The sequence below is a fragment of the Sphingobacterium sp. JUb56 genome (assembly GCF_014191365.1).
In the GTDB taxonomy this organism is placed as follows: Bacteria; Bacteroidota; Bacteroidia; order Sphingobacteriales; family Sphingobacteriaceae; genus Sphingobacterium; species Sphingobacterium anhuiense.
On sequence record NZ_JACHWL010000001.1, the window covers coordinates 2,828,258 to 2,852,981 of the forward strand.

Here is a 24,724-nt window from a genome sequence, read left to right on the forward strand (position 1 = left end):
TATGAAAGAAGTGGACATTAAAAAGATGGGTATAACCTTTGCTTTCGCATTGATTATTTGGTTTATACCTATACCAAAGGGTGTGTCACCCGAGGCTTGGCACCTATTTGCTATATTTGCGGCAACAATCCTGGGTATCATACTAAAAGCTGCTCCTATGGGTACCATGTGTATGTTGGCCATTGGGTTCACCGCTTTTACACAGGTTCTAGCACCTGGTAATGCCTCTCTATCCATTACCAAATCATTAAGTGGTTTTGGTGATAAAGTAATCTGGCTTATAGGAATCTCATTTTTTATAGCAAGAGGTTTTATTAAAACCGGCTTAGGAAACAGAATAGCATTTATATTTATCAAAATATTCGGAAAAAGTTCTTTGGGATTAGCTTATGGATTGGGGCTTGCAGACGTTTGTCTTGCTCCTGCTATTCCTAGTAATACTGCCCGTGGTGGAGGTATCATCTACCCTATTATGAAATCAATGGCTATTAGTTTTGGATCTCTGCCAGAAGATCCGAGCACTCATAAAAAAATCGGTTCATATCTAACGCTTAATAGTTATTACATGAACCTCATTGCCTCATCAATGTTTCTTACCGGAACAGCGAGTAATCCCATGTGTCAGAAATTCGCTGCAGATTTGGGAATAAATATCACTTGGATGTCATGGGCTGCGGCTGGATTTGTACCCGGAATTGTTGCATTTTTTATTGTTCCGTTAGTTTTATACAAACTATACCCACCAGAACTAAAAAAAACAGCTGATGCACCTAAAATGGCTACTGAAAAATTAAAAGAAATGGGTGCTATAAAAACAAATGAATGGCTGATGTTACTTGCTTTTTTTATACTGTTGGGATTATGGATTTTCGGAGGATCACTATCCATAGATGCCACAACTACAGCATTTATTGGACTGACACTGTTATTGCTCACATCTGTCCTGACTTGGGAAGATGTAAAATCAGAGAAAGGAGCATGGGACACCATTGTGTGGTTTGCAGTACTTGTCATGATGGCCAGCTCTTTAAATGAACTTGGTTTTATTGGCTGGTTCAGTGATTTGATCAAAACGGAGATCGGCGGATTAAATTGGATTGTTGCCTTTCCTGTCATCATTTTAGTCTATTTCTACAGCCATTATATTTTTGCCAGTGCTACTGCACATGTCGCGGCAATGTACGCCGCTATGCTCGGAGTAGGAGTTTCCTTAGGTATACCAGGTATGCTATTGGCCATGATGCTTGGTTTCGTAGGATCTATATATGGTGTCCTTACACATTATGGACATGGTCCTGCTCCTGTTTATTTCGGTAGTGGCTATGTCGATCTCAAGTCATGGTGGGTAAAGGGTTTTGAAATTGGAGTGCTGTTACTCGTGATCTACATGGCAGTTGGTGGTCTGTGGATGAAAATAATCGGTTATTATTAATTCTTTGCTTATGTTATCAACCCTATCTCGAAAATTAGTAATGTGTTTGACAGGTTTATTCCTATGTTTTTTCCTTATCATTCACTTTTTAGGAAATTTGCAACTGTTTTTACCTTCCGAACAGGCCCATACACAGTTCAATGCCTATTCTCAATTTCTATCTGGTAATATTTTAATAAAAATAGTTTCATATGTACTTTATGCAAGCATTCTGATACATGCCCTGGACGCTTTGGTCATTACCCTTAAAAATAGAAAATCCGGAAAACAGTATCAACGTGATCAAAGACAAAGGGCGAGTAAATGGTATAGTCGCAACATGGGTATTCTAGGTACCATTATTTTAATATTTCTAGTCATTCATTTTCAAAATTTTTGGTACGTCTATAAATTCGGGAGTCCACCAATAGATAGCAATGGTAATAAAGATCTTTATATTTTGGTAGTAACCACATTTAAAGAATGGTGGTATGTGCTCATTTACGTCTTATCTATGGTTGCATTATGTTACCACCTCATTCATGGTGTACATAGTGCCATTCGTACTTTAGGTCTCTTTCATCCAAAATATGTAAAGTGGATCAAAACCTGTGGCATAGCTTACTCCATTATTATAAGTGTAGGGTTTGCTATGATGCCCATCTACATTTACTTTACCCAATAGCTAAACCTTTATATGTTAAGAATATGAATTTAGATGCAAAAATCCCCGAAGGTTCTTTAGAGAAAAAATGGGAAAACTATAAAAAAACTGCAAAATTAGTCAATCCGGCAAATCGTAAAAAACTAGATGTCATCGTAATAGGAACTGGGCTAGCGGGAAGCTCTCTTGCCGCATCATTGGGTGAAATGGGTTATAATGTAAAATCATTTTGTTTTCAAGACAGTCCAAGACGCGCCCATTCTGTCGCGGCGCAGGGCGGTGTCAATGCCGCAAAAAATTATAAAAATGATGGCGATAGCATCTACCGGATGTTTGTTGATACTTTAAAAGGAGGAGATTTTCGTGCGCGAGAGGCTAATGTATACAGAATGGCTGAATGTTCCCTCAATCTCATCGATCAAGCCGTTGCTCAAGGTGTCCCATTTGGTCGAGAATATGGAGGTTATCTCAACAATCGTTCTTTCGGTGGTGTTCAAGTAAGCCGGACATTTTATTCAAGAGGACAGACCGGACAGCAATTGCTACTTGGATCTTATCAAGCACTTATGCGTCAAGTCGGAAAAAAAACAGTCAAATTACATGCCCGTCATGAAATGTTAGATCTAGTGATTATAGAAGGAAAAGCGCGTGGTGTAATTATCAGAAATCTCGATACTGGCGAGATTGAACGCCATGCCGCACATGCTGTTGTACTGGCTACTGGAGGCTATGGGAAAATCTATTATCTTTCCACTTTAGCGATGGGTTGCAATGGTTCTGCGATATGGAGGGCGCATAAAAAAGGTGCATTAATGGCTAGCCCAAGTTGGATTCAGATTCATCCGACATCATTACCGCAGTCTGGAGATTATCAATCTAAATTAACACTCATGTCCGAGTCTTTAAGAAATGATGGACGCATATGGGTACCACTTAAAGAAAATGAACAGCGTTCTGCTAATGACATTCCCGAACAAGAAAGAGATTACTATCTGGAAAGAAGATACCCCGCATTTGGAAATCTAGCCCCTAGAGATATTTCTTCACGCGCAGCAAAAGAAAGAATTGACGCCGGATTTGGAATCGGTCCCTTAAAAAATGCCGTTTATCTGGATTTTTCTAAAGCCATTAAAGAACAAGGAATAGACAAAATAAAAGAAAAGTACGGTAATTTATTCGACATGTATGAAAAAATTACCGGTTATAATGCTTATCAAGTACCAATGATGATTTCTCCATCGGCTCACTTTTCAATGGGAGGACTTTGGGTAGATTACGAATTAATGACGACAATTCCTGGGTTATTTGCTTTAGGAGAAGCTAATTTTGCAGACCACGGAGCTAATCGATTAGGAGCAAATTCTCTCCTTCAAGCCTCCGTGGATGGCTATTTTATTGCTCCCTATACCATAGCAAATTATCTCTCAGGTGATATCCACACGGGAAAAATATCAACGGATCATACTGAATTTGAGAAAGCAGAGCAAGAAGTCAGAACACAATTGCAACAATTCAGCAAAAGCAAAGGAACCAAAACTGTGGATTATTACCATAAAACTCTTGGTAAAATACTATATGATTACTGTGGCCTTGCTCGAAATGAAGCCGGATTAAAATTCGCAATCTTGGAGATTCAGAAATTACGGGAAGAGTTTTATAGAAATGTTCATATTCCGGGAAATGAGGAAACAATGAATACAGAAATAGAGAAAGCTGGAAGAGTCGCTGATTACCTCGAAATCGGAGAATTAATGTGCTATGACGCCCTGACTAGAAATGAATCTTGTGGTGCACATTTCCGTGAAGAATATCAGACAGCTGAAGGCGAAGCAAAAAGAAATGATGCCGAATATCAATTCATTTCGGCATGGGAATGGAACAACAGATCTGTTCCTATTCTTCATAAAGAACCACTATCATTTGAAGTCATTCAACCTATTGTACGTAGTTATAAATAATTAAAATTCAAGCTATGAAATTACATCTAAAAATATGGAGACAAAAGAATAAAAATGCTGATGGCAAACTTGTAGACTATACTTTGGAAAACCTCAATCCGCATATGTCCTTTTTAGAGATGCTAGATACATTAAATGAAAAGCTCATATTGGCCAATGACACACCTGTTGAATTTGATCACGACTGTCGTGAAGGAATCTGTGGACAATGTGGTATGATGATAAATGGTATTGCGCATGGACCGCTGAAAAATACGACTACCTGTCAATTACATTTAAGGTCCTTCAAAGATGGGGAGGTGGTATTTATCGAACCATTTAGATCTGAAGCGTTTCCTGTAAAAAAAGATTTAAAAGTAGATCGTTCGGCATTTGACCGCATTATCTCTTCAGGTGGATTTGTATCAATCAATACAGGACAAGCACCGGAAGCACTGACCATTCCCGTAACACATCAAGTGACAGAAGCGGCATTTGATGCTGCTGCCTGTATCGGATGCGGAGCCTGTGTTGCCACCTGTAAAAATGGAAGCGCGGCCCTTTTTACATCAGCAAAAATCAACCATATGGTATTACTCCCACAAGGTAAAGAAGAAAGACTTACTAGGGTCATTGATATGGTAAATCAAATGGATGAAGAACTCTTTGGCCATTGCTCCAATACAGAAGCCTGTGAAGTTGAATGTCCACAAGGTATTTCAGTACTCAATATTGCACGAATGAATTATGAATATAATCGAGCACATCTATTAAAAAAATAAAGATTGTAAATTCAAATACCAATATTCTGAACTACAGTTAATAAAAAAATTGACCTTAAGAATCGAAAATGGATCAAATAGCAAAACAGCATTTAAATCATTTTATAGGAACCTGGGATACCGACGGTATTATTCTAGAAACCAATAATGCTCCAGAAGTTAAAATCAAAGGGACTGATACATATTGTTGGATTCTAGACAATTCTTTTCTTTTGCACCAGGCAAATGTCATGATAGGAACGTCAAATAGCCTTACCCATGAAATTATAGGATATGACGTCGTACGTCAACATTACAGCATGCAATATTATAACAATCAAGGTCAATCTGGCTTTATGAATGCTATATTAGACAATCACCTTTGGACATTTACCGGAACTAACTTAAAGTTTAACGGTGGGTTCAGTAAGGAGAACAATGAATTTTCAGGTATTTGGAAACAGCTAACTGATCATAATATCTGGAGCGATTTTATACACATAAAACTGACAAAAAGATAAAGTTGGTATACGGTAAAACATAAAAATATTTTACAAAAAACATCAACTAACCCCTTTTTTTCTATATTTAAATAAATTATAAAACTCTAAAATATGAAAAAGTACTTTTATACAGATGGCTACACAAACTTTGGTCCCTTTACTCTCGAAGAGCTCAAATATAAAAACATTACACCAGAAACAAATGTATGGTATGAAGGAATGGGTGATTGGAGAAAAGCCAGTGAAGTTCCTGAGCTTGCTGCTTTATTTTCTTCAAACATAGCCTCCCCTCCTAATCCTCCTAATCCATTTCAAGCAACTGGACAATCTCCCTTCAACCAGTCAGCCGATCCTCAAAATAAAGCCTATGACCCATTTTTAAATACCGTACCTAAAACATGGTTAGTTGAATCTATTTTAGTTACAATTTTATGTTGTCTTCCTTTTGGAATAGCGGGAATAATAAATGCAGCAAAAGTTGAATCCAGATTCTATGCAGGAGATCTACAAGGTGCACAAAGAGCATCAGATGAAGCTAAAAAATGGACTAAAATTGGTTTTATTGTTTCCATTGTGATGACAGTATTATATGTACTATTGATGATCTTAGGTGTAGTTGGATCTATATTTAATTATGGTAATTAAGAAATATTATCTATGGTCCATAGGGATTATACTTCTATTCATCTTAATTCTTACATATAAGTTCTTTAATCCGATACAGTATGACATTTTTCCTAAATGCCCATTTTATGTCATTACAGGCTACAAATGTCCCGGATGTGGATCACAACGCGCCATACATTATCTTTTAAATTTTGACCTCCAGAACGCATGGAGGCAAAATTTTTTACTGATCATCGCTATCCCCTATATCATCACAGGATTAATCTTTGAATATCAAAAATCACCTACGCCAAAAATGCTTAAATGGCGAAAGATACTATTTGGTTATAAAGCAATTGTAATCGTTTTTATCATTGTAATTGGTTTTTGGATAGTAAGAAACTTATAAAGTAGAAACAGTTACTGTAAGTCGCTTTAATATAAAAAAACAGTTCGGTAAAAAATACTCATTTCAGATCATCCGTTCTATTTGCATGATTTTAATGAAATCATCTTACTTTAGGAATATGGATAAGATCTTATAATTAACTCCCAATTCCTATCAAGAACTATCTGTGTGTTTTAAAACTCATAAAAAAAGGAGCGTTTTATTAAAAACGCTCCTTTTATGTATGATAAATTGTTTAATTACAACTTACGTTTTACTTCAACTTGTTCGTATGCTTCAACGATATCACCTTCTTGAATATCATTATATCCTTGAATATTCAAACCACACTCATAACCGAATGATACTTCTTTCACATCGTCTTTGAAACGTTTCAATGAAGCTAATTTACCTGTGAAAACAACAACACCATCACGGACGATACGAATATCATTATTGCGGTTAATTTTACCATCCAAGACCATACAACCTGCAATTGTACCGACCTTAGAGATTTTAAATGTCTCACGGATCTCAACGTTAGCAACGATTTTTTCTTCAAATTTCGGAGCCAACATACCTTCCATTGCCGATTTAAGTTCTGCAATAGCATCGTAAATGATTGAGTAAAGACGAATATCAATTTGCTCTTGTTCAGCCAATTTACGTGCACCTATAGATGGACGAACTTGGAAACCGATGATAATTGCATCAGAAGCAGAAGCTAATAAAACATCTGACTCTGAGATAGCACCCACAGATTTGTGAATTACATTCACTTGAATCTCTTGTGTTGATAATTTCAATAATGAATCAGATAATGCCTCGATTGAACCATCCACGTCACCTTTTACGATCACGTTCAACTCTTTAAAGTTACCGATTGCCAAACGACGACCGATCTCATCCAAAGTAATATGTTTCGTAGCACGCATACCTTGCTCACGTTGTAATTGAAGACGTTTATTCGCCACATTACGAGCTTCAGATTCACTCTCCATAGTATAGAACTTATCACCTGCAGTAGGTGCCCCTGCCATACCTAAGATTTGAACCGGTACAGAAGGACCTGCTTCTTTCACACGCTCACCACGTTCATTTGTTAAAGCTTTCACTTTACCACTATGAGAACCTGCTAAAATAGGATCTCCCACACGTAAAGTACCTCCTAATATCAGCACTGTTGTCACAATACCTCTACCTTTATCCAAAGCAGCTTCAATTACAGAACCAACAGCACGTTTGTTCGGATCAGCTTTTAAGTCAAGCATCTCTGCTTCTAATAATACTTTTTCTAATAAAAGATCTACATTCAATCCAGTTTTTGCTGAAATCTCCTGTGCTTGGTATTTACCACCCCAATCCTCTACTAGTATATTCATTTGAGACAACTGCTCTTTAATACGATCTGTATTAGCACCTGGCTTGTCAATTTTTGTAAATGCAAATACGATTGGCACACCAGCAGCTTGTGCGTGGTTGATTGCTTCTTTCGTTTGTGGCATCACAGCATCATCCGCTGCAATAACAATAATCACGATATCTGTTACTTTTGCACCACGAGCACGCATCGCTGTAAAGGCTTCGTGACCTGGAGTATCTAAGAAAGTGATCTTACGTCCACCGTCCAATTGTACCGCATAAGCACCAATATGCTGCGTAATACCACCTGCTTCACCACCTGTTACATTTGCTTTACGCACGTAATCTAATAAAGATGTTTTACCATGATCGACGTGACCCATTACCGTAACAATCGGAGCACGAGAAATCAATGCATCTTCATTGTCAGCTTCTTCAAGATCAGCAATCTCTTCATCTTCAGGTTTGATAAATTCAATTTGATAACCAAATTCATCAGCAACAATGGTTAAAGTTTCTGCATCTAGACGTTGGTTAATGGAAACAAACATACCTAAACTCATACAAGTCGCGATAATTTGTGTAACAGCCACATCCATTAAGTTAGCAAGTTCGTTTGCCGTTACAAATTCTGTAACACGCAACACTTTTGCTTGCATTTCTCTTTCTAATGCTTCCTCCTCCGCGTTAGTTGCGACATCGTCACGTTTTTGACGTCTCAACTTCGCACGTTGAGCAAATTTACCTGACTTACCAGCACCACTTAAGCGCGCTAATGTAGCCTTGATTTGATCTTGGATTTCCTTTTCAGTAGGCTCTTCTTTTGGTACATTAGGTCCATTACTTCTATTGTTGAAGGCTGGACGACCTTTATTTGCACCTGGACCTCCTGGACGGTTATGATGTCCTCCTGGACCTCCCGCTGGACGGTTTTGATTATTTCCTCCTGGACCTCCTGCTGGGCGGTTTTGATTATTCCCTGCTGGATGATTTCCACCAGTACGATTTGGATGATTTCCACCACCTTGGTTTGGACCTCCAGTACGATTTGGATGGGTACCACCACCCTGAGGCGGAGTTCCTGTATTGTTCGTACGTTTACGTTTACGCTTATGATCATTACCAGTAGCACTTGAAGAAGATGCTACAGGCTTATCGCGATGAGAAGGTCTTGCCGTAGGCAATTCAATCTTACCAATTACTTTTGGACCTGTTAATCTCTCTGCTTTAGCACTAATAACCTCATCTGCAGGATTAACTTTTTTCACTTCCTTTACAGGAGTTTCAACCGGTGCTTTCACAGCAGGTTTTTCATTTTTTGGCTTTTCTTCTACCACTTTCTTCTCTTGAACTTTAGGAGCTTCAGTTTTAACTTCAACTTTTTGAGGTGCAGCAATGACAACCTTAGGTGCTTCTGGCGCTTTCTCTTCTATTTTTTGTGCTTCCACTATCGGAGCTTTAGGAACTTCTACTTTACGCTCTTCTTTTACGATAGGTTTTGGAGCTGTAGGAGTTGCTTCTTTAACTACCTCAGGCTTCTTCTCCACTTCCTTTGGAGTTTCAGCTTTCACTTCTGGAGTTTCCTCTTTCTTAGGTTTAGATCCTCTTTTCAAAGCATCTAAATCAATTTTACCCACAACCTTCATACCTCCAGTGTGTGTATTTGATGAATTTTCCTTTGCCTCAGAACCCGTTACCTTTTCAACTGGATTCTCTTTTTTATCTGCATTAGATTCTTCTCTTGTATTTACCGCAGCATTTTTTATCAAAATATCTTTTGAAGCTGCAGTTTCTTCATAATCGTCATTTTTAGATGATTCTTTAGGAGAAGCGACTGGCGACTCATCACGACGAATTTTGCCAATCACAATTTGTTTAGCTTCATCTTTCACGATCTTGTCACCTTGAAACTCTTTCAACAGCACATTGTACATCTCTCCGGATAGCTTAGTACCAGGTTTGGCGTCGACGTCATACCCTTTTTTCACTAAACAATCTACGGCAGTAGATATGCCAATATTGAGTTCCTTTGCTGCTTTAAGCAGGTTTGTACCTTTTCCTTCAGTCATCTATTATTTTAACTAATTAAATATTTAATACAAAAATATGTTTTTTTTACATCTCTATAACAATTAAATTCGAAATAGAGATGAAAATAAATTATGTGGCTTCATTTTATTCAAATTCAGCCTGTAAAATACGTAAAATGTCTTTTACCGTATCTTCTTCCAAGTCAGTCCTTCTAGACAACTCTTCTTCTGTCAATGCCAATACTGAACGTGCTGAATCTAAACCTACACGTTTCAATGCATCAATTACCCAGCTTTCGATTTCATCGCTGAATTCTTCGATATCCACATCTTCATCAAACTCGTCATTCTCACGATAAACATCGATCTCATAACCTGTCAATTTACCTGCCAATTTGATATTGTGTCCACCACGACCAATTGCCAAAGAAACTTGATCAGATTTTAAATACACTGCAGCCGTCTTATTTTCTTCATCAATCTTGATTGAGCTAATACGAGCTGGGCTTAATGCACGTGTAATGTAAAGTGAATGATTCGTTGTAAAGTTGATTACATCGATATTTTCATTACGCAATTCACGAACGATACCATGAATACGAGATCCTTTCATACCCACACAAGCACCAACAGGATCAATACGATCATCATAAGATTCTACTGCCACTTTAGCACGCTCTCCTGGTTCGCGAACGATTTTCTTAATCGTAATCAAACCATCAAAAATCTCAGGAACTTCCAGTTCAAATAAACGTTGTAAAAATTCTGGAGCAGTACGAGAAATAAGAATCTTAGGATTATTATTCATCATATCCACTTTATAAACGACTGCACGAATGCTATCACCTTTCTTAAAATAATCTGCAGGAATTTGTTCTGTCTTCGGTAAAATTAATTCATTACCGTCATCATCTAACACAAGCAATTCTTTTTTCCAGATTTGATAAACCTCGCCGATCACCAACTCCCCTTCACGGTCTTTATACTTTTTGAAAACTTCGTCTTTCTCCAATTCCAAAACTTTTGAAACCAAAGTTTGACGGGCTGCTAAAATAGCACGACGACCAAAACTCTCTAACGTTATCTGTTCAATATAATCATCGCCAACTTCTAAATCAGCATCAAATTTCTTCGCTTCTGTTAATTCAATTTCAAGATCATCATCTTCCGAAAATTCATCTTCAACAACAACGCGTGTTCTCCATATCTCTAAATCTCCATTATCAGGATTTACGATAACATCACAGTTTTCATCTGTACCAAAACGTCTACGGATCATACTACGAAATACTTCTTCTAAGACAGAAATAACCGTAGGTCGGTCAATGTTTTTAAACTCTTTAAACTCTTGGAAAGAGTCAATCAAATTGATATTGCTGCTCATTTTTATTTAAATGAAATTAACACCTTAGTTGCTTTTATTTGTTCAAAAGGTATAATGCGAGCAACCTGCTCCGCTTTTTTACCTTTTTCTTTTATTGTTTCTTCAATTGTTATCTGTGCATCCTCAACGGCTAACAATGTACCTTCCGTTTTTGTACCATCATTTAACTTCACTTGCACATTGCGTCCAATATTTTTCTCATATTGCCTTTGATTAACAAAATTAGCATCTAGCCCCGGAGAAGAAACTTCAAGACGATAAGCTTTCTCTACTGTCCCCTCTTCTTCCAACTGAAATCCGACAAATTTACTAACCTGTACACAATCATCGATACTAATTCCCTGATCACCATCTAGCAAAACTTCCAACACGCTGTTCGGATGAAATTTAACACTTACAATAAACAAATCATCGCGATCTGCTAATTTTTCTTGGACGAGTTCGATAACTCTTTTCTCTACATTTTGCATATTCTTTCGAAAACGAATAAAAATACTGAAATCAATGAATTAAAAAAGGGGGCATACGTTGCCCCCTTCCTCTCAGATAAGACAAAGGTAAATATTTTTTTTCAACTATCAAAATATAGATAAAAAAGATCCATCAAAAATGGTCCTCTAACCCTTATCTACAACCGAATTAATTGTTTTTTGCATTTCTGCCATCATGCTTGTCAAAGTCTCCATAGAAGGTTCATTACTAGGTTCCGGAAGCGTTGTACTAATAAACGCTTTTGCTTTCCAAACTTCCATAATATCACTCGCTTCTACCCAATATGGATCGTAGCTCTTATTATCAGAAACTAACTTCAGACCTTTATCTTCTTTAAATTTAAATGCTATTCGCTTGTAGACAACCCCCTCATCTTTTGAAACGACAATATAGGTCTGCCCTGGCTTAATATCATTCCAGTTCTCCACATATTCTGCGACGACAATAGAACCACTAGCCAAAGGACGCATCGAATCACCCTTGATTTCAAAAGCCCGATAGGTTCCTTGATTGAACATAGGTAACGAAAATTTCGGTAACGTTGCAACATATTCCGGATCAGCATAACCATTCATATAGCCAGCGCTCGCTTTTACTGGAACCAACTCGATATTTTCGCGGTCAAGCCCGTCAACGGTAACACTAAGTACCCGTAAATTAGAAGCATTACTTTTAGGAGCCCGTTTCCATTTTTCATTTATCTCATCATTAGCAAGCTCATCCATTGAAAGGTCATAAAACTCTGCTATTTTTTTTAGTAACTCATATTTTGGCTCTGCCCGATCTTCTTCATACGCCCCTACAGAAGCACGTTTTATCTCCATTAAGTCAGCAAACTGCTGTTGTGTAAGCCTTTTCGTTTTTCTTAAAAACTTAAGATTGGAAGCTATGTTTGGCATATTTTTTTAATTTTAATTTTTAATATCTAAAAATATTAGTATTATTGTGCCAATAAAATTAGTAAAAATTATACAAATAACCAAATTTATTAGCTCAAAACATGAAATCACACACATTATACATCATTACGGACAGCAACAGACAGTTCTTAAATGTAGATATCACATCAGACTTTAACCGGGCGATGAACGAAATAAAAAGCAGCAGCAACATTTTCTTTCCCAATGGCCCACACTTAACTCGTGTCGTTTATATGGAAAAATTTGATTGTCAGGAACACGCTGAAAAAAGACAATTTGAATTAAATCACTTTACACGGATGCAGAAGGAGAAGCTCATCAGAAAACAAAATGCGAATTGGAACAACCTATGTCCAACTAATATGGATACTTCCAAAAAAAAATCGGTTGTTTATACTTCATAAACAACCGATTTAAAATTTTTAAGAGAACGTATTAATCACCAAAACCTAGTGAATCACGCGGTCTTATTGCCGCTGCATCATTATGGGTAGATAAGACGTCAGAAGCATCATCATCTCCAGAAGTCGATAACCCTTCTTCTTGAGTTGTACCACCATTTTGCACATCTTCCAGACCATCGATTAATATCTCATCATCTACAGCGGTCGAATCTGAGACAACCTCTTCACGAGGCGGACGAGGAGTTTCACACTTATACTTCTTTGTAATTTCCACAGTTGGAGCAGGAAATTTACCCTGCGTATAGCCTAACTGCTTATCCTTATAAACAGATTCCATAAATAAACCAAAAATTGGTAGCGCAGTTTTAGAACCCTCACCGGTCTGCGAATTTTTAAAATGGATATTTCGATCGTCACAACCGACCCACACCGCAGTTACCAGATCTTTGGTAACACCCATGTACCACCCATCTACATACTCCGAAGAAGTACCCGTTTTTCCACCAATCTCATTTTCCTTATCAAAAAGATCATACTCCCATAATGCCTGTGAAGTTCCTCCCGGCTCTTCCATTCCTCCGCGAAGCATATAGGTCATCAACCATGCATCTTGTTTATCCACTACCTGCTTACGTTCAGGTTTAAAAGTTGCAATCACTTTTCCGTCATAATCTTCTATTCGAGAAACAAGAATAGGTGTTACACGTTCACCGTGATTCATCATTGTAGCATAACCATTTACCATTTCAAAAACTGAAACATCATTTGGCCCCAAACCGATCGACGCCACAGGACTCAATTTACTTTCAATTCCAACTCGATGTGCCGCTTCAACAATTTTATCAGCCCCTACTTTCTCTGTCAGTTGAACTGTAATCGAATTTACCGAACGCGCCATGGCCCAACGCAATGACATATCCCGATAGCTAAAATTCCAGTCAGCATTTTTAGGCTCCCAGACTTCAATTGAATCTCCTTTATCAATCTTAATGGTTACGGGCTTATCTTGAATCTGATCACAAGGTGTCATACCGGATTCCAATGCTGCTAAATAAACAAAAGGTTTGAATGTAGAACCTGCCTGTCTTTTAGATTGATTAACATGATCATATTTAAAAAACTGATGATCGATACCTCCTACCCACACTTTAATTTCAGCAGAATACGGATCCATACTCATCACACCCGTATTTAACATAGTTACATAGTATTTGATCGAATCAACAGTGGACATCTCTACTTTTTCACGCATCCGCTCTCCTTTCCAAGAAAATACTTCCATTTCTTTTTTACGGTTCAAGTAGAAATCAATACTGTCAGTACGTTGATCATATTTTTTTACCAAAAATTTATAATAGTCTGTCTTTTTAACCAAGTTTTCAATAAATCCAGGAATTACCTTACCAGACAAATCACGCCACGGCTCTTCACTACCCCATGCATTCTTCAATCTCCGTTGCAATACCTGCATCTGCTTAGCAACAGCTTCCTCGGCATGTTTTTGAAGCTTTGAATTGATTGTAGTATAAATCTTTAGACCATCCTTATAGATATCCATATCATTTTCATCAGCCCACTTCTCCAGCCAACGCTCTACCGCTGCCCGTAAATAAGAATCTTCACCCGCATGTATATCTTTGTTCTCCGTACGTAATACCAATGGCTCCTTTGACAACTGATCAACCTGAGTTTGATCAATATACTTTGCCTTCTCCATTTGAGTTAAAACGACATTTCGGCGCTCACGCGATTTGTCTAGATTACGCATAGGATTATAAATTGTTGTTCCCTTCAGCATACCCACTAATACCGCAGCTTCATTGATGCTAAGTTCACTTGCATTTTTACTAAAATAACGTCGTGCAGCCGTTTGGATACCATATGAATTATTACTGAATGAAACGGTATTTAAATACATCGTTATAATTTCATTTTTTTCATATCGTGACTCCAATTTATAAGCGGTCATCCATTCCTTAAACTTGGTTACAATTAAACCAACACCAGGTATTTTACCAAGAAGACCACCCGATTTATTATAGCGTGTACGATATAAGTTTTTTGCCAATTGTTGCGTAATTGTACTAGCCCCTCTTCTATCTCCAGATAAAGTAGAAACAATACCAGATCCGAGACCTAAAAAATCAACTCCGCTATGTTTATAAAAGCGAACATCCTCTGTAGCCACCAGCGCATTGATCACATTTTTAGATATGCTGTCAAAAGCCACTGGATTACGGTCTTCATCAAAATAACGACCTATCAAAACACTATCTGCAGTATACAATTCGGTCGAGATATTAACACTGGGCATCGTAATATCCTTTTTTGTAGGCGAGTAGCCAAATAGCCCCAAAAAGTTAAGCTGTATAGCACAAACAAGGACGATTAAAAAATATATAGCAATTGCTATATAGCGTATATATTTATTCTTAATACGTTTAAACATATGGTAAAGGTCTAAAAATGTTTTGTGAAAACAAGCAAAAAAAATAGCTTTTACATGTCATAAAGAAGAATTAACGAAATTTAACATTTCATTATTCCAATTCTGATAATTAGGAGTATAAGATTATAGATAGCTACAAAAATTATACCCAAATACCTTTTCCATGTATTTTTGTTTCTTAAATCAATATAATTTATATAAATTTATATTCGAATTAGTCATAGAAAAACATGTTAAAGCAAACCTTACAACAAAAGTTATTACAAAAACTATCTCCACAGCAGATTCAGTTTATTAAACTTTTACAGGTTCCTACAGTCTCTTTGGACGCACGCATTAAAGAAGAATTAGAGGAGAATCCAGCACTTGAGGACGGCAGTTTAGCAAACATGGCCGAACCGAACGAAGAATACCCAGATCGCGATCCAGATGAGAGTTTTGATAGTGAAGAAAGCTTCGACAGCGATGAGTTCAACGTAGATGAATATATCCAGGAAGATGATTATACTGATTACTCCAACAACTATAATTATACTGACGAAGATGATGATAAAAAAGAGATTCCCATTGCTGTACAAGATTCATTTTTTGAGAAATTACAACAACAGCTCGATTTACTAGCCTTAGATGACCGTGATTTCTTAATCGGTCAGCAAATTATTGGAAGTTTAGATGATGACGGATACCTACGTCGTCCCATATTAAGTCTCATTGATGACCTTGCGTTTTCTCAAAATGTTATCGCTACTGAAAGCGAAGTATTAGAAATGTTAAAGGTTATTCAAGATTTTGAACCGGCAGGTATCGGAGCTCGTGATTTACAGGAATGCTTGCTGATACAATTACAAAAGAAAGATCAAAATAATCCAACCATCATTCAGGCAACTAAAGTTGTAAAAAATTATTTGGATGAATTTACCAAGAAGCATTATGATAAACTTGAAAAATCGCTAGGGTTAACCTCAGATGATCTTAAAAATATTGTAAATGAAATTCTAAAATTAAATCCAAAACCAGGTGATTCAGGAGCTGTTGCAGGTAAACAGTTACATGTCATTCCCGATTTTCACATCATTAACAACGATGGAGTACTTCATCTAACATTAAACGGACGAAATGCACCAGAACTACGGGTGAGTCGTTCTTACCAGAACATGTTCGAACATTATGAGAAATCCGATCAAAAGGATAAAAAAATGAAAGAAGCTGTTCAGTTTGTAAAACAGAAACTCGATTCTGCGAAATGGTTTATTGATGCGATCAAACAAAGACAGCAGACATTGCTAAAAACAATGAATGCCATCATGGAGTATCAGTATGACTACTTTTTAACAGGTGATGATGTTAAGCTTAGACCGATGATATTAAAAGATATTGCCGATCGCATAGGTATGGACATCTCGACCGTATCCCGTGTTGCCAACTCAAAATATGTACAAACAGAATTTGGGACATTTCTTCTTAAATCATTTTTCTCTGAAGCTATTCAAACAGAATCTGGAGAAGAAGTATCCAATAAAGAAGTTAAAAAGATCTTAGAAGAATGCATCGCAAATGAAGATAAACGCAAACCTCTTGCTGATGAAAAGCTGACCGAAATCTTAAAAGATAAAGGTTACAATATCGCTAGACGTACCGTTGCAAAATATCGCGAAGCACTCAATATACCTGTTGCACGTTTACGTAAAGAATTATAATAACTAAAAGGCCACCTATAAAGTGGCCTTTTACTTATCATTTCATCTCATTTTTCTCCTCTATTCAATTAGATTATTATCTTTGTGTTTGAAAATAAAAAAAACAGCAGCAAATCACTTTTTTTTATACTTAGTTTCTTGTCAAGAATAGAATCACTGACATTGGATTTAGCTAAAATGACTGTCGCACGCATATAATATATAAAGTTCTATCCGTAAGAATCATGATTAATCCGTATCTTTTATAGATAGATGCTAAAAATATTATTTTATTAATACGCTATTTTTTACAATCAAATTAAACTGTTATAATTTAAGTACACACAACCCTTACTATAATATTTTTTTAAAAGACGAATGAGAGCAACAAAAATTGTTACCCTTACAGCCTTACTAGCGACCTTAGCCTGTGCCACAAAAGCGCAAGAACGAGATGATAGAGCTACTATCTTAAATTTCAAAGGAATTCAATTCCATAGCAAAGATTCCCTTTTCTACACAAACTTCAGATTTAGAATGCAAAACCGTGCCGGTTTCACAGAAAAATTAGACGGAGAAAAGAACGGAGAATGGGATGCGCGTGTACGTAGACTTAGAATGCGGGTCGATGGTTACATCTACACGCCTAAGATTAGCTACTCATTACAATTAGCTTTTACAAGAAGTGATCAAGATTTCGATGAAACCGGTATTCCAAATATTGTACGTGATGCCGTTGTATTCTATAACTTTACTGACGATTTCTACATCAGTTTCGGTCAAAACAAATTACCAGGAAATAGGCAACGCGTCAATTCATCTGGACAGCTCCAGTTTGCAGATCGTTCCTTAGTGAATACCAGGTTTACCTTAGATCGTGATTTCGGTATGAGTGCCAATCTGAGTAAAAAAATTGGCGAAGTACCTATTAATGCAAAAGTTGCTATATCAACAGGTGAAGGCAGAGCTGCAAGCGGAACAGATGGAGGCTTATCTTACACAGGTAGGGTAGAATTTTTACCATTCGGCAATTTTGAAAATGGAGGCGATTATTCCGAAGGGGACATAGAGCGTGAAGAAACACCAAAACTATCTATTGGGGGAGGTTACAGCTTTAACGACAGAACAACCCGTATAGGTGGTCAAACGGGTAAATATGTTGAAAATCCTTTTACTTTAAAGACCAGCTTTATAGATGCAATTTTTAAATATCAGGGTTTTGCTTATCAAGCCGAGTATATGCGTCGTGATGTCGACAATCCAATGAACATCGATTTACAGGGAAATACCGCCTATGCTTATAAAGGTTTTGGAGTTAATCAACAGATGTCTTACCTGATGAATCATGGATACGAGGTCGTAAGCCGCTATACCTTTGTCCAACCTCACAAAGATATTCGGGCATATGAAAAACAAACAGAAATTATTGAAGCTGGTATTAACAAATATATGAAAGCACATCGCTTAAAATTTAATTTGAGTGGTAATTATACTTTTAAAGATGGTCAATTTGACAATGCCGATCAAAAGAACTCCTGGGGGTTTCTATTTCAGGTTGAGTTAGGAATTTAACGATAAAAAAGGTTCAGTTTTAAACAACTGAACCTTTTTTATCTTTTATTACTCTTCATCCAACTCTTCGAATTTTTGTAAATCAGATTCAGCGCCTACTTTATCACCTAAAGATTCCCGTATTGCAGCACGATACTGATAAAGATCTGAATAGTAAGGATTCAAGTCTATAGCACGATTATAATCCAACAAAGCCTCTTCCTGCTTTCCTATACGTTCGAACATATCTGCGCGAAGTACATAAGGATAAAAATCATCCTTCATTAAGGCGATCAATTTAGAATAATCGACGATAGCATCTTCAAATTTCCCTAATCTTTCAAAAAGCGAAGCCCGCTCCTCATATATGGCAGTATGTTCAGGATTCAGAGAGGCTGCTTTTCTATAATCCTCAAGTGCGGCGTCATGTTCGTGTAGACATTCCAATAACTTTGCTCGTAAAATATAAGCAGAAACACAATTTTCATCAATTGATAAAGCTTGATTACAATCCTCAAGGGCTTCTATATACAACGTTAATTTGCTGTAGATTGCCGCACGGTAAACATACCATTCTGCTTGATTATCCGCCATATTGATTCCTTGAGAATACAAACGAATAGCTTTTTGATAATCATAAATGTGTACATACTCCAAAGCGAGCTTCGTTAAGACATCTAATCGTTCTGGATCTTGTTCCCAAGTGCTTTCCAATTCCTGAAGTTCCAGCTGATCCACTTTAAGGGTTTCTAAATAGGAAAGATGCTCATGCCACTCTAGCAGACTGTGATAATTGAAATCGAGACGTTTTGCGACTTGATAATCATAAAAAGCTCCCTCATCATCATCTAAACATCGATTCAGTACACAGCGACAGGCATAAAAATAAGGTTCTTTGGGGAAATCAGTAATCGCATTTGAATAAATCTGAATAGACTTATCAAAATCTCCTTTCATAAAATAGCATAATGCCAAATAACTATATCCTAATGCTGTTACCTGGACTTTTTGAGCTTCATAAAGATATTTTGTTGCATCATCATGACCGGCTTGCATACTTAGCATACCTTTTAACAAAAGTGACGCAACAGGTTCCAATCCCTTAGCAACGTCCAATTCACTCAAAATATCTCGATACTCTTCTTTTATGTTAATATTAAAATTTAAAAGCTCCCGGATCGGTAAATATGCAAAACTAGCGAGTAAAGTAGTAGTCCCTCCCTTTACACTAAAATCTACTCTAATCCGCTCCTCACTAAATAATTTTCGAAGTATATGTTGAATCTGTTGCATATACAAAGGTACAAGGATGTATAGCAAAACAGAAATATATTTCGCTATTCCATTTATTCTGCAAATGAAAAACAAATATTCCTACAAAACGAAAAGGCTTAAACTATCAGTAGTTTAAGCCAGTTCTATTTTCATAGGGTAGTTTTAGACTAATTCGTCACTATATACATAGCGAATCTCCTCTCTGAGATTATAGCGTGAAGACATCACTTCACCATATGCACCAGCGGTACGTATAGCAACAAGATCTCCTCTTTTCGATAATGGCAATGTGACCTCTTTTCCAAAGCAATCGGAGCTTTCGCAGATAGGCCCTACAACATCATAATTGATAAGTTCTGTTGCATTTGCATCTCCAAGCTTTTCTATTTTATGAAAAGCCTGATATAATGCAGGTCGCATCAATTCAGTCATACCTGCATCTAATATTAAAAAGTTCTTCTTAACACCATTCTTTACATAAAGTACTTTACTGATTAAAGAACCACATTGCGCAACTAATGCACGCCCTAACTCAAAATGGACTTCCTGTTGTGGAGTTCTTTCTAAGAATTTATCAAAAATATCAAAATATGCTTCAAAATCAGGAATTGCATTCGTATCTGGGTTATGGTAATCCACTCCCAGTCCACCTCCAACATTTAAAACTTTGATGATGACACCACGTTCTTCAAACCAATTTTTCCATTCATTCACTTTCACACATAGGCTCTTGAATACATTCATATCTGTTATTTGAGAACCGATATGAAAATGTAAACCAATAAGCTCGATATTCTCACACTTCCGTATCACAGCTGCAGCTCTTTCAAGCTCCGCATTTGTAACACCAAATTTATTCTCATCTAATCCCGTTGTGATATAATGATGGGTATGTGCATCTACATTAGGATTAATACGTAATGCTACTTTAGCTTTTCTTCCCTGAACAGCAGCCAACTCATTGATCACCTCCAATTCCTGAATAGACTCGACATTGAAAGCAAAAATATCGTGCGCTAAAGCAAGATTAATTTCCTTATCAGACTTACCTACACCAGCAAAAGTGATCATTTTTGCATCAAACCCCGCATTAATAGCCTGTTGCACCTCATTTCCACTTACACAATCTGCTCCAAAACCTTTACTTTGGATCATTTCAAGCAAACGGCTGTTGAAATTTGATTTCAAAGCAAAATGCACATGGAATCCACGCTTACTGGAAGCGGCATAAGCCGCATCCAACGTTTCTTCCAAAACGTTCAGGTCGTAGTAATAAAAAGGAGTTTCCTTTCCTACGAACTGACTCTCTATATTTTCGTTTTTCATTTTGGTTATTTCAATTAAAATAAACGGTTGTGTAACGAGCGTAATGCTTCCACTTTATGATCCGTGTCCAACAGAACTGATACATTATAATCCGAACCTCCATATGAAATCATTCGGACCGGTAAGTGTTTTACAGCATCCAATACTCGGGCCGCATACCCATGTGTATTCAAGTCAAAATCCCCTACCACACACACGATGGTTTGATGTTCATCCACCGACACAGTCCCAAAATCTTCGACCTCTTTAATAATATCCTGTAGATTTTTCGTATCGTCTATCGTTACAGAAACAGCAACCTCCGATGTTGTAATCATATCAATTGGTGTCTTATAACGTTCAAATATTTCAAATACACGACGTAAAAAACCATAGGCCAAAAGCATACGTGAAGAATGAATATGAATAGCTGTGATTCCATCTTTAGCGGCTATTGCACGAATACTACCCTTTTGACCACCTTCTTTACTAATAAGAGTACCTTTAGCCTGAGGATCCATCGTATTCAACAAGCGAACGGGAACATTATATTTTTGAGCAGGAAATACCGATTGCGGATGTAAAATTTTTGCACCGAAATAAGCTAATTCTGCCGCTTCGTCAAAACTCAAATGCGCAATTGGGGTTGTATTTTTTACGATTCTCGGATCATTATTATGCATTCCATCGATATCGGTCCAGATCTGAACCTCTTCAGCTCCAATCGCAGCACCGATTAATGATGCAGTATAATCCGATCCTCCACGACGTAGATTATCTACCTCACCAAAAGAATTACGGCAAATAAAGCCCTGCGTTATAAACAGCGTATTATCAGGATAATTGTCAAGCAAAGGAGTCAATTTCTCTGTTATATAGTCTACCACAGGCTCATTATCCTCGTCAATCTTCATAAAATCTAATGCCGGTAATAATACGGATGGAACATTTATTTCTGTTAGATGAAAATGGAATAAAGCAGTTGACATCAATTCCCCCTGTGCCAGAATGATCTTATCTTCTACAGGAGTAAAAATCTCATGTGCAAAACTTTCAATAAAATTAAAATGCGAATCGATTAAGCTCTTGCCGTTTTTATATCCAGCTTCAGTTTTGAACAATTCCTTAATGAGGTCTTCGTACTTGTCTTTATGCTTCTTTATTAATTCCTTCGCCAAGTTCTTATCATCTGCAAGATATGCTTGACCAATTTCTACTAAAGCATTTGTTGTCCCAGACACAGCTGACAACACCACAACTTGACGCTCAGAAGGGTTTACAATATCTAACAACCCTTTGATGCGCTCTGCACTACCGACAGATGTACCACCAAATTTTAAAATTTTCATACTGAATTACATTATATTTAAATTTTGCCGTGAATATAGGCAATTACTTAGTTTTTTTGCAAAAAAATGCGGCACAAATACATAATGTTTTTGTGCCGCATCATTTCATTATGCGGAAGATTACTTCTTAAGATTCTCGATAATCAATTGTGCCAATTCAACACCGATACGTTCTTGCGCTTCATTTGTTGCGGCACCAATATGTGGTGTCAAAGAAATTTTTGGATGTTTCAAAATCTCCAATCTCGGAGTAGGCTCATTGTCAAAGACATCTAATCCCGCAAAAGCTACCTTACCAGAATCCAAGGCTTCAATTAAAGCAAGTTCATCAATTACACCACCACGGGCAGCATTAACTAAACCAACTTGATCTTTCAACAATGCAAATTCAGCTTTACCTATTGCTGGCTTATCTAAGAAAGGAACATGTAAAGTAATAAAGTCAGAAGTTTTCAATAAATCTTCCATTGACACTTGATCTACTGGTAATTCCACCTCAAATCCTTGAGTCAGGGATAAAGTTAAAGTTTTAGGCCCATCAGCTAGATCATAATACACAATATCCATCCCAAGACCTAATCCAATCTTCGCTGTCTCACGTCCAATACGTCCAAAACCAACCACACCCAATGTTTTCCCTCTCAGTTCAGTTCCGCCTGCATACGCTTTTTTCAAAGCACCAAACTTACTCTCCCCAGATAAAGGCATTTGACGGTTTGAATCATAAAGGAAACGTACTCCATTTAATAAATGAGCAAATACCAATTCTGCAACTGATAAGGAAGAAGCAGCTGGTGTATTCAACACCGCTATTCCTTTGGAGCGTGCGTAGTCGACATCAATATTATCCATGCCGACGCCACCACGTCCGATCACTTTTAGGTTTGGACAAACATCAATTAAGGCTTGTCTAACTTTCGTTGCACTACGTACCGTAATGGCATCGTAAGCTTGTAATTTTTCCGCTAATTCTTCCTGCGGAATATGATTTGTATCTACTTCAAATCCGGCATCCTCCAAAAGTTGTTTTCCAGCTGGATCGATACCATCATTTGCTAATATTCTCATGATATAATTTCGATTTTATTTTTTCAATTCTTCAAACTCTTTCATTGCATCTACCATAGCATTGATGCTTGTTATCGACAATGCATTATAGATTGATGCTCTAAAACCACCAACTGAACGATGACCTTTAATACCGATCAGTTCACGTTCTTTAGCTAAAGCCAAGAACTCAGCCTCTAATTCTGCAGAATCCATGACAAAAGTAACATTCATACGAGAACGATCTTCTACGGCAGCAGTTCCTTTGAAGAATGGGTTACGATCAATTTCATCATACAACGTACGTGCCTTAATAATATTCTCTTGTTCAATAACCGCTACACCACCTTTTGCTTTCAACCAGCGTAGGTTAAGAAGAGATACAAAGATGGAGAAAACAGGCGGCGTATTGTACATTGAATCTGCCGAAATATGTGCAGTGTAATCCAAAATAGATGGAATAACACGTCCCGTTTTACCTAAAATTTCATCTTTAACGATTACTAAAGTAGCGCCTGCAGGACCCATATTTTTTTGTGCTCCCGCATAGATAAGATCAAAATCACTCACATTAATCTCACGGCTCAAAATATCCGAAGACATATCAACGACAATTGGCGCACTTGATGCTGGAACATCAAATACTTCAGTTCCGTAAATTGTATTATTTGACGTATAATGAAAATAAGCTGCATCAGCAGGAACAGTATATTGCTTTGGAATATAGGTGTAATTTTTATCGCTCGATGATGCAACTACCTCTACATTTCCAATCTTCTTTGCTTCTTTAATTGCTTTTGAAGCCCATACACCAGTATCCAAGTAAGCTGCTTTACCATTTTCAGGCAACAAGTTTAACGCTACCATTGCAAATTGTAAACTTGCACCTCCCTGTAGGAACAAAATAGAATATCCTTGCGGCACATTTAACAATTCGCGAACCAATTTAGTTGCTTCATCCAAAACTGCTTCGAATTCTTTGGATCGATGCGAAATTTCTAAGATGGATAAACCAGTATTATTAAAATCAATTACAGCTTGTGAAGCTTCTTGAAAAACTTCCTTTGGCAGAATGCAAGGACCTGCTCCAAAATTATGTTTCATCGATATATAGTTTGTTTTTTTTATACTTTTCTACGGTTCGACTAAGCAATCGTTTGCTTTCCGAAGATCAAAGGTACAAGTTTTCTTACTTAAATTTCAACAAAAA

The 24,724-nt window shown here is 37.1% G+C and carries 20 protein-coding genes; 10 read left to right on the forward strand and 10 right to left on the reverse strand.

Annotated features, from left to right (window positions below; all coding sequences use genetic code 11):
* Position 1 precedes the first annotated feature (1 nt).
* The 7 genes from FHR29_RS11925 to FHR29_RS26875 all read left to right on the forward strand — a co-directional run bounded on the left by FHR29_RS11925 (position 2) and on the right by FHR29_RS26875 (position 6,291).
* Positions 2-1,432 (forward strand): anion permease, encoded by a 1,431-nt coding sequence (locus FHR29_RS11925; protein ID WP_132771106.1) that lies wholly within the window; start codon positions 2-4, stop codon positions 1,430-1,432.
* Between the two features lie 10 nt (positions 1,433-1,442).
* Positions 1,443-2,096 carry a succinate dehydrogenase cytochrome b subunit gene (locus FHR29_RS11930; protein ID WP_132845567.1) on the forward strand — a complete coding sequence of 218 codons (654 nt, stop codon included), beginning with the start codon at positions 1,443-1,445 and terminating at the stop codon, positions 2,094-2,096.
* Positions 2,097-2,119: 23 nt separating this feature from the next.
* A complete protein-coding gene (locus FHR29_RS11935) occupies positions 2,120-4,033 on the forward strand; it encodes a fumarate reductase/succinate dehydrogenase flavoprotein subunit (protein WP_183914901.1) in 1,914 nt (637 codons plus the stop codon).
* Between the two features lie 14 nt (positions 4,034-4,047).
* Complete coding sequence (locus tag FHR29_RS11940) at positions 4,048-4,794, forward strand: succinate dehydrogenase/fumarate reductase iron-sulfur subunit (protein WP_183914903.1); 747 nt, start codon at positions 4,048-4,050, stop codon at positions 4,792-4,794.
* A gap of 68 nt (positions 4,795-4,862) precedes the next feature.
* Positions 4,863-5,294, forward strand: coding sequence for a DUF1579 family protein (locus FHR29_RS11945; RefSeq protein WP_183914905.1), 432 nt, complete (start codon positions 4,863-4,865; stop codon positions 5,292-5,294).
* A gap of 93 nt (positions 5,295-5,387) precedes the next feature.
* A complete protein-coding gene (locus tag FHR29_RS11950) occupies positions 5,388-5,921 on the forward strand; it encodes a CD225/dispanin family protein (protein ID WP_183914907.1) in 534 nt (177 codons plus the stop codon).
* Positions 5,911-6,291: a DUF2752 domain-containing protein gene (locus FHR29_RS26875; RefSeq protein ID WP_132771102.1), complete on the forward strand. Its 381-nt coding sequence runs from the start codon at positions 5,911-5,913 to the stop codon at positions 6,289-6,291. Before FHR29_RS11950 ends, FHR29_RS26875 begins: the two co-directional genes overlap by 11 nt.
* Positions 6,292-6,530: 239 nt before the next feature.
* Here FHR29_RS26875 and infB read toward each other — a convergent pair whose 3' ends face one another.
* From infB to FHR29_RS11975, 4 genes are all read right to left on the reverse strand, one after another.
* The gene (infB, locus tag FHR29_RS11960) at positions 6,531-9,701 is read right to left on the reverse strand and encodes a translation initiation factor IF-2 (RefSeq protein WP_183914909.1); all 3,171 of its coding nucleotides are present in this window, start codon (positions 9,699-9,701) and stop codon (positions 6,531-6,533) included.
* A 106-nt stretch (positions 9,702-9,807) separates the two neighbouring features.
* A complete protein-coding gene (gene nusA, locus FHR29_RS11965) occupies positions 9,808-11,046 on the reverse strand; it encodes a transcription termination factor NusA (RefSeq protein ID WP_021189504.1) in 1,239 nt (412 codons plus the stop codon).
* A gap of 2 nt (positions 11,047-11,048) precedes the next feature.
* A complete protein-coding gene (gene rimP / locus FHR29_RS11970; protein WP_021189503.1) occupies positions 11,049-11,516 on the reverse strand; it encodes a ribosome assembly cofactor RimP in 468 nt (155 codons plus the stop codon).
* 147 nt (positions 11,517-11,663) lie between these two features.
* Complete coding sequence (locus FHR29_RS11975) at positions 11,664-12,437, reverse strand: LexA family transcriptional regulator (RefSeq protein ID WP_132771100.1); 774 nt, start codon at positions 12,435-12,437, stop codon at positions 11,664-11,666.
* Between the two features lie 101 nt (positions 12,438-12,538).
* Between FHR29_RS11975 and FHR29_RS11980 the strand changes: the two genes are divergently transcribed.
* Positions 12,539-12,862 (forward strand): GIY-YIG nuclease family protein, encoded by a 324-nt coding sequence (locus tag FHR29_RS11980; protein ID WP_183914912.1) that lies wholly within the window; start codon positions 12,539-12,541, stop codon positions 12,860-12,862.
* Positions 12,863-12,893: 31 nt separating this feature from the next.
* On the opposite strand, the gene FHR29_RS11985 is transcribed toward FHR29_RS11980, so the two are convergent.
* Positions 12,894-15,311: a penicillin-binding protein 1A gene (locus FHR29_RS11985; protein WP_132845559.1), complete on the reverse strand. Its 2,418-nt coding sequence runs from the start codon at positions 15,309-15,311 to the stop codon at positions 12,894-12,896.
* A gap of 230 nt (positions 15,312-15,541) precedes the next feature.
* Between FHR29_RS11985 and rpoN the strand changes: the two genes are divergently transcribed.
* Both rpoN and FHR29_RS11995 read left to right on the forward strand, forming a co-directional pair.
* Complete coding sequence (rpoN, locus tag FHR29_RS11990) at positions 15,542-17,008, forward strand: RNA polymerase factor sigma-54 (RefSeq protein ID WP_021189499.1); 1,467 nt, start codon at positions 15,542-15,544, stop codon at positions 17,006-17,008.
* 357 nt (positions 17,009-17,365) lie between these two features.
* A complete protein-coding gene (locus FHR29_RS11995; RefSeq protein ID WP_021189498.1) occupies positions 17,366-18,559 on the forward strand; it encodes a porin in 1,194 nt (397 codons plus the stop codon).
* 48 nt (positions 18,560-18,607) lie between these two features.
* On the opposite strand, the gene FHR29_RS12000 is transcribed toward FHR29_RS11995, so the two are convergent.
* The 5 genes from FHR29_RS12000 to serC form a co-directional block, all read right to left on the reverse strand.
* On the reverse strand, positions 18,608-19,831 hold the full coding sequence (locus FHR29_RS12000) for a tetratricopeptide repeat protein (protein ID WP_183914914.1): 1,224 nt from the start codon (positions 19,829-19,831) through the stop codon (positions 18,608-18,610).
* A 144-nt stretch (positions 19,832-19,975) separates the two neighbouring features.
* Positions 19,976-21,139 carry a diaminopimelate decarboxylase gene (lysA, locus tag FHR29_RS12005; RefSeq protein WP_021189496.1) on the reverse strand — a complete coding sequence of 388 codons (1,164 nt, stop codon included), beginning with the start codon at positions 21,137-21,139 and terminating at the stop codon, positions 19,976-19,978.
* 14 nt (positions 21,140-21,153) lie between these two features.
* Positions 21,154-22,467, reverse strand: coding sequence for an aspartate kinase (locus tag FHR29_RS12010; RefSeq protein ID WP_132845463.1), 1,314 nt, complete (start codon positions 22,465-22,467; stop codon positions 21,154-21,156).
* 120 nt (positions 22,468-22,587) lie between these two features.
* Positions 22,588-23,535, reverse strand: coding sequence for a D-2-hydroxyacid dehydrogenase (locus tag FHR29_RS12015; protein ID WP_021189495.1), 948 nt, complete (start codon positions 23,533-23,535; stop codon positions 22,588-22,590).
* Positions 23,536-23,550: 15 nt separating this feature from the next.
* Positions 23,551-24,618 (reverse strand): 3-phosphoserine/phosphohydroxythreonine transaminase, encoded by a 1,068-nt coding sequence (gene serC, locus FHR29_RS12020; RefSeq protein WP_132771094.1) that lies wholly within the window; start codon positions 24,616-24,618, stop codon positions 23,551-23,553.
* Positions 24,619-24,724: the final 106 nt, after the last annotated feature.